This window comes from Bauldia sp. (genome assembly GCF_020442045.1).
Taxonomy (GTDB): Bacteria; Pseudomonadota; Alphaproteobacteria; order Rhizobiales; family Kaistiaceae; genus Bauldia.
Genome location: NZ_JAGRLA010000061.1, coordinates 1 through 6583, shown reverse-complemented (window position 1 = coordinate 6583; position 6583 = coordinate 1). Strand labels below are relative to the sequence as shown.

Genomic DNA, 6583 nt, shown 5'->3' with positions numbered 1-6583 from the left:
TCTACCTCTCGACCAAGAACACGATCCTCAAGGCCTACGACGGCCGCTTCAAGGACCTGTTCCAGGAGGTGTTCGACGCCGAGTTCAAGGACAAGTTCGCCGAGGCCAAGCTCACCTACGAGCACCGGCTCATCGACGACATGGTGGCCGCCTCGCTCAAGTGGTCGGGCGGCTATGTCTGGGCCTGCAAGAACTACGACGGCGACGTCCAGTCCGACACCGTCGCGCAGGGATTCGGGTCGCTCGGCCTGATGACCTCAGTGCTGATGACCCCCGACGGCAAGACGGTCGAGGCCGAGGCCGCCCACGGCACGGTCACCCGCCACTATCGCGAGCACCAGAAGGGCAACGAGACCTCGACCAACTCGATCGCCTCGATCTTCGCCTGGACCCGCGGCCTGATGCATCGCGCCAAGCTCGACGGCAACGACGAGCTCGACCGCTTCGCCAAGACGCTGGAGAAGGTCTGCATCGACACCGTCGAGTCCGGCTCCATGACCAAGGACCTCGCCCTCCTCGTCGGTCCCGACCAGAAGTGGCTCTCGACCACCGGCTTCCTCGACAAGGTCGACGAGAACCTGCAGAAGGCGATGGCGGCCTGAACCGCCATTCTGAGCCGCCATTCTGTCGGGCCGGCGCGATCTCGTGCCGGTCCGACAGCAGATGCTCCCTAGGAAACGACCGCCTCGTCGGTCTCCGCCTCGCCGACCGGCATGCCCCGCAGGCGCGCCGCGTCCCGCGCTGGCGGCATGCCGAACTGCCGGGCATATTCGCGGCTGAATTGCGACGGGCTCTCGTAGCCGACCGCGAAGGCGGCGCCGCCGGCACTGACCGACCGGGCGAGCAGGAGATCCCGCGCCGCCTGGAGCCTCACCTGCTTCTGGTAGCGCAGCGGGCTCATTGCCGTCGCCGCCTTGAAATGGCGATGGAAGGACGACGGGCTCATGCCGGCGATCTCCGCCAGCTCCTCGACACGGCATGACTTGTCGTAGTGGCGCCTGATCCAGTCGATCGCCCGGCTGATCCGCGACAGGTGGCTGTCGCGCAGCGCGATCTGCCTGAGGACCGGGCCCTGCGGCCCCTGCAGCAGCCGGTACAGCAATTCGCGTTCGGCAAGCGGCGCGAGCATCGGGATGTCCGCCGGCTGGTCGAGCAGGCGGATAAGCCGCACCATCGGCTCGAGCAGCGCCCCGGTCACCGGACCGACGCCGATCGCGGCAAGGCCGGTGCCGGCGGGCTCCGGCATTTCCATCAGCATCGCCGCGATCGCCGCGCGGTCGAGCCGCAGACCGACGGCGAGATAGGGTGCTTCGGCGCTTGCCTCGCAAATCTGCGCCGTCACCGGCAGGTCGACCGAGACCATCAGGCAAGTGCCCGGACCATATTCGAGAACCCGGTCCCCGACCATCAGCCGCTTGCGGCCCTGGACCGCGAGGAGAAAGACCGGCTCATAGAGCGCCGGCCCGGGTTTCGTGGTGGTCGGCGCATTGATCAGGACGACGCGCGGGATGGCCGTTATCGTGCGACGATCGACGCAGTGTCGGATGATCAGCGACTTGAGCTCGTTGTGGAGTTTCATGGGGCCTCAACTGGCAGGATGGTGCCACAGGGGCAAGGCGGCGGTATCCCGAAAAATGGGGTTTTGAGAGGATCAGGCAAGAAGCCGACAGTATCGGACTAGGTCAATCTCCGCCTTCGGACCATATCGGGCATGCGACGGACAACCGCCGCCCGCGGCCTTCACGAAAATCAGGATGACAGGGATGCGATACAACAAACTCGGCGGCACGGGCCTTCTCGTGTCGGAAATCTGCCTCGGTACCATGACCTTCGGTGGCAAGGGCTTCTGGAACGCGATCGGTGAGGTCGACCAGTCCCTCGCCGACAGGATCGTCGCGGGCGCCGCCGATGCCGGCGTCAACTTCATCGACACGGCCGACGTCTATTCGGAAGGCATATCGGAGGAAATCACCGGGCGCGCCATCGCCAACTCGGGACGCCCGCGCAGCGACTTCGTGCTCGCCACCAAGGTCCACGGCGCGATGGGCGAGGGTCCGAACGACCGCGGCGGCTCGCGGGCGCATATCATGGACGGGGTCAAGGCGAGCCTGAAGCGGCTCGGCACCGACCATATCGACCTCTACCAGATGCACGGCCTCGACCTGGCCACGCCGATCGAGGAGACGATGCGCGCCCTCGACGACCTCGTGCGCGCGGGGCATGTCCGCTACATCGGCGTCTCCAACTGGCCGGCCTGGCCGATCATGAAGGCGCAAGGCGCTGCCGATCGCCGCGGCTGGACGCGGCTCGCCTCGCTCCAGGCCTATTACACCATCGCCGGCCGCGACCTCGAACGCGAGATCGCCCCCCTGCTCCGCGACCAGGAGGTCGGGCTGATGGTCTGGAGCCCGCTCGCCGGCGGCCTTCTCTCCGGCAAGTTCGACCGCGACGGCAACGGTCCGGAAGGCTCCCGCCGCGCCAACTTCGACTTCCCGCCGATCGACAGGGACCGCGCCTTCGCCTGCATCGACGCGATGCGGCCGATCGCCGAGGCGCACGGCGTCTCGGTCGCCCGCATCGCGATCGCCTGGCTCCTCCACCAGCCGGTCGTGACCTCGGTGATCATCGGCGCGAAGAACGCCGACCAGCTCGACGACAACATCGCCGCCGTCGACGTGAGGCTTTCGGCGGAGGAACTGGAGACGCTCGACGCGGTCAGCGCGCTGCCGCCGGAATACCCCGGCTGGATGGTGGAGCGCCAGAACGCCACCCGCCTCGCTCGCTGACGCCTTCGGAAAACGAGGGCCGCGCCTCCTTTTCGGCGCCATTATCGACCACGGAAAGCGCTCTCGAAGGGGGAGCGTTTTTCGTGCTTCGCATATTTCGTTACATCGCCGCCATCATTGTGCTCCTCGCGGCGGGCATCTTCATCCTCAACACGAACCTGCTGGCACCGGCGTCCGCTGAGAAGCCGATGCTGATTGCCCATCGCGGCCTTGGACAGACCTTCCACCGGGAAGGCCTCACCGGGGAAACCTGCACGGCCGAGCGGATATTCCCGCCCGAGCACGACTATCTGGAGAACACCATCGAGGGCTTCGCCGCGGCATTCGAGGCGGGCGCCGACATGGTCGAGTTCGACATCCATCCGACCACCGACGGCCACTTCGTCGTCTTCCACGACTGGACGCTCGACTGCCGGACCGACGGCCATGGCGTCACCCGCGACCACAGCCTCGCCGAGCTCAAGAGCCTGGACATCGGCTATGGCTACACCGCCGACAACGGCAAGTCCTTTCCATTCCGGGGCAAGGGCGCCGGCATGATGCCGACCCTGGACGAAGTTCTCTTCGCCTTTGCCGACAAGCGCTTCCTCATCAACATCAAGAGCGACGACCCGGAGGAAGGGAAACGGCTCGCCGAGAAATTGAGCATGCTCCCCCCCGAGCATCAGGATTTCCTGACGGTCTATGGCGGAGGCGCTGCAATCGACGCGCTTCACCAAGCCATGCCCAGCCTCAGGGTGCTCGGCACAGACAATGCACGCAAATGCCTGGTGCGCTACGCCCTGCTCGGCTGGTCGACGATCGTGCCGGAATCATGCCGCAACACGCTTTTCATGATTCCGACGAATGTCGCACCATTCGCCTGGGGCTATCCGGACCGGCTGATCGATCGCCTCCGGCAGTATGATACGACGGTGGTGCTTCTCGGCGCTTATGACGGTTCCGGCTTCAGCTCGGGCGTCGACGATGGGCAGGGCTTCGCGGATGTGCCGGCCCGCTTCGATGGCGCCGTCTGGACGAACCGTATCGATCGGATCGGCCCGCTGTCGCGGAGCCTTCCGTAGCGTTCATTCTCCCCTGCCGATCTTGCGCATCTCGTCCTCGCGGACGGCCGCGATCCGGCTGTCGGCGGCGTCCTCCGGCAAGCCGATACGCACCAGCAGGCCGCGCGCGAGCTGAAGGCTGGCTTCGAGGGTCTCCGGGGTCACAGCGGTCACGCCGAGCGCGACGAGATGCTCGGCATGGGCCGAATCGCGGGCGCGGGCATGGATCGCCGCATCCGGCCAGGCGCGTCGGATCGCGGCGACCATGCCTTCCGTCGCGCCCGGCGCGTCGGTCGTGGCGACGAAGGCGCGCGCCCGGGCGCCACCGACCCGCTCCAGAATTTCGCGACGACTGGCATCGCCATAGAAGACCGGGCGGCCGGCGGCATGCGCGGCCGCCACGAAACCGGCGTCGAGATCGAGCGCCACCCAGGGAATCCGCTCCTCGGTCAGCAGCCGTGCCACCATCTCGCCGACCCGGCCGAAGCCGCCGATGACCACGTGGTCGGCGAGTTCGTGCGCCTGCCCCGGTCCCGCGCCATGGGCCCTGACGTCCTCACGGACGGCGATCGCCCTGGCGACGCGCCGCCCGAGCGCGCCGAGCACCGGCACCATGAACATCGACAGCGCGGAGACCGAGACCAGGAACTGGAGCAGGCCCGGCGCGACCAGCGCTTCCTGGCGGGCAAGGGTGAAAACCACGAAGGCGAATTCGCCGGCGCTCGAAAGCAGGAAACCGGCCTCGATGGCGACGGCCAGACCGACGCCGAAGGCACGCGCCACGACGATCATGATCATCCCCTTGAGCAGGATAAGGGTGACGACGGCGGCAACGAAGGCGAGCGGTCCGATGGTGATCGCCGCGAGGTCGAGGCTCATCCCGACGGTCATGAAGAACAGGCCGAGCAGCAGGCCCTTGAACGGCTCGATATCGACCTCGATCTGATGGCGGTATTCGGTCTCGCCGAGCAGCAGGCCGGCGAGGAAGGCGCCGAGCGCCGGCGACAGCCCGACGGCGGCGGTGAGCACGGCCGCCCCGATCGCCAGGAAGAGCGATATCGCCACAACCAGCTCGCGGCTGCCGGTTCCCGCCGTCAGCCGCATCAGCGGCCCCTGGAGGAAGCGGCCGACGACGACGATTCCGGCAACCACCGCCAATGCGACGGCGGCGCTGGCGATGGTGAAATCCGTATCGCTCGAACCGGCGCTGCCGAGCAGGCCGACGACGACGACGATCGGCACCACCATCAGATCCTGGAAGACCAGGACACTGAGGACGAGACGCCCGACCGGCAGCGCGAAGCGGTGCGCCTCAATCAGCACCTGCGAGACGATCGCCGTCGACGACAGGGAAAGCGCGAGGCCGAGCACCAGCGCCCCGGACAGGTCGAGACCGATCAGCAACGCGATCCCCAGAATCGCCGCGGCCGACAACAATACCTGCAGCGAGCCGACGCCGAGCACGTAGCGCCGCAACGCCCAGAGCCGGTCGAAAGAGAATTCCAGCCCGATCAGGAAGAGCAGGAAGATCACGCCGAGCTCGGCGATCGGCTGGACCCGCGCCGGGTTGGAAAACGTGACATAGGCGAGCCAGCGCACCTCGCCGACGAAGCTGCCGAGACCGCCGGGCCCGAGCAGCAGGCCGGCCAGCAGAAAGCCGGGCACGACCCCGAAGCGCATCTTGCCGAAGAGCGGCACTACAACCCCGGCCGTGCCGAGGACGATCAGTAGCTCCCGTGCCGCTTCATACTCGAACATTGCCTGGCCGACCGGCTCCCCATCCGTCTCCGCCCCAGCCTAGATCATGAGCGATGGCAAGGCACCGTGCCGGCGGCACCAATGTTAGGCAGAATCCTGCCCGGATGCCGGGCTGTCGCCCGGCTCCACCGAGACGACGCCGGCGGCTTCGCCCAGCCCCGCCGCGTCCTCGACATCCGGCTTGAGCCGTCCGGCAAGCCCGGGATAGCGGGCGACGAGATGGATCAGGTCGATCCGGTCGATGACGAGGAGCTTTGCCCGCGTCAGCGCCAGCGCCGGGGACGGGCGGCTCCGGTCGGCGATATCGGCGCTCGCCCCGAAGGATTCGCCGACGGTGAGCCGCTTGCGGCCGTCGGGGGCATCGATCTCGACAACGCCCTCGGCAATCCCGTAAAGCGCATCATCCCCCTGGCCAGGTTCGATGATCGGCGTGCCGGCCTCCACGGTCATCGCCCGCAGCAAGGGCAGGAGGTCATGCAGGACATCGGTGCTGAGCCGCGCGAACATCGGCATCCGGACCACCAGGCCGAAGGTGACGACGAAGCTCCGCTGCCGGATCACCTCGGCGAAGGAGCTTCCGATGATGGCGATCGGCAGGGCGATCATCAGGATGCCGGTGATCATCGTGATGCCGCCGATGACGTGGCCGACCGGGGTCTTCGGCACGACGTCGCCATAGCCGACCGTGGTCACGGTCTCGATCGCCCACCACAGGGCCTGCGGAATGCTGCCGAAATCCTCGGGCTGCGCCTGGTGCTCGACGATATAGGCGAGCGTCGCGGCGACCAGGACGACCGACATGAGCACCAGCAGGCTTGCCAGAAGCGCATGCCGCTCGCGGCGGATCGCCTCGAAGAGGGACTGGAAGCCGGTCGAATAGCGCCCCAGCTTGAAGAGCCGCATGAGGCGGATCAGGACCATCGTCCTGACATCGGCGCCGCCGAAGACGACGATGAAGAAGGGCAGGATGGCGATGAAGTCGATGATCGCCGAGGG

6 protein-coding genes are annotated in these 6583 nt (G+C 67.2%); 3 read left to right on the top strand and 3 right to left on the bottom strand.

Annotation, left to right across the window (positions count from 1 at the left end):
- Window positions 1-602 (top strand): NADP-dependent isocitrate dehydrogenase (locus KDJ86_RS07190; protein WP_291744399.1); only part of this gene is annotated, 602 nt, incomplete at its 5' end.
- Between the two features lie 68 nt (window positions 603-670).
- Here the strand turns inward: KDJ86_RS07190 and KDJ86_RS07185 are convergent.
- Complete coding sequence (locus tag KDJ86_RS07185; protein ID WP_291744397.1) at window positions 671-1579, bottom strand: AraC family transcriptional regulator; 909 nt, start codon at window positions 1577-1579, stop codon at window positions 671-673.
- A 184-nt stretch (window positions 1580-1763) separates the two neighbouring features.
- Here KDJ86_RS07185 and KDJ86_RS07180 point away from each other — a divergent pair, with 184 nt between their 5' ends.
- On the top strand, window positions 1764-2786 hold the full coding sequence (locus KDJ86_RS07180; RefSeq protein ID WP_291744395.1) for an aldo/keto reductase: 1023 nt from the start codon (window positions 1764-1766) through the stop codon (window positions 2784-2786).
- An 83-nt stretch (window positions 2787-2869) separates the two neighbouring features.
- Window positions 2870-3850, top strand: a complete 981-nt coding sequence (locus KDJ86_RS07175) for a glycerophosphodiester phosphodiesterase family protein (protein ID WP_291744393.1) — start codon at window positions 2870-2872, stop codon at window positions 3848-3850.
- Between the two features lie 3 nt (window positions 3851-3853).
- Here the strand turns inward: KDJ86_RS07175 and KDJ86_RS07170 are convergent, their stop codons facing one another.
- Together KDJ86_RS07170 and KDJ86_RS07165 are read right to left on the bottom strand one after the other, a co-directional pair.
- Window positions 3854-5587 (bottom strand): cation:proton antiporter domain-containing protein, encoded by a 1734-nt coding sequence (locus KDJ86_RS07170; RefSeq protein WP_291744391.1) that lies wholly within the window; start codon window positions 5585-5587, stop codon window positions 3854-3856.
- Between the two features lie 84 nt (window positions 5588-5671).
- Window positions 5672-6583, bottom strand: a 912-nt coding sequence (locus KDJ86_RS07165) for a cyclic nucleotide-gated ion channel (RefSeq protein WP_291744389.1), incomplete at its 5' end; no start/stop codon positions are given.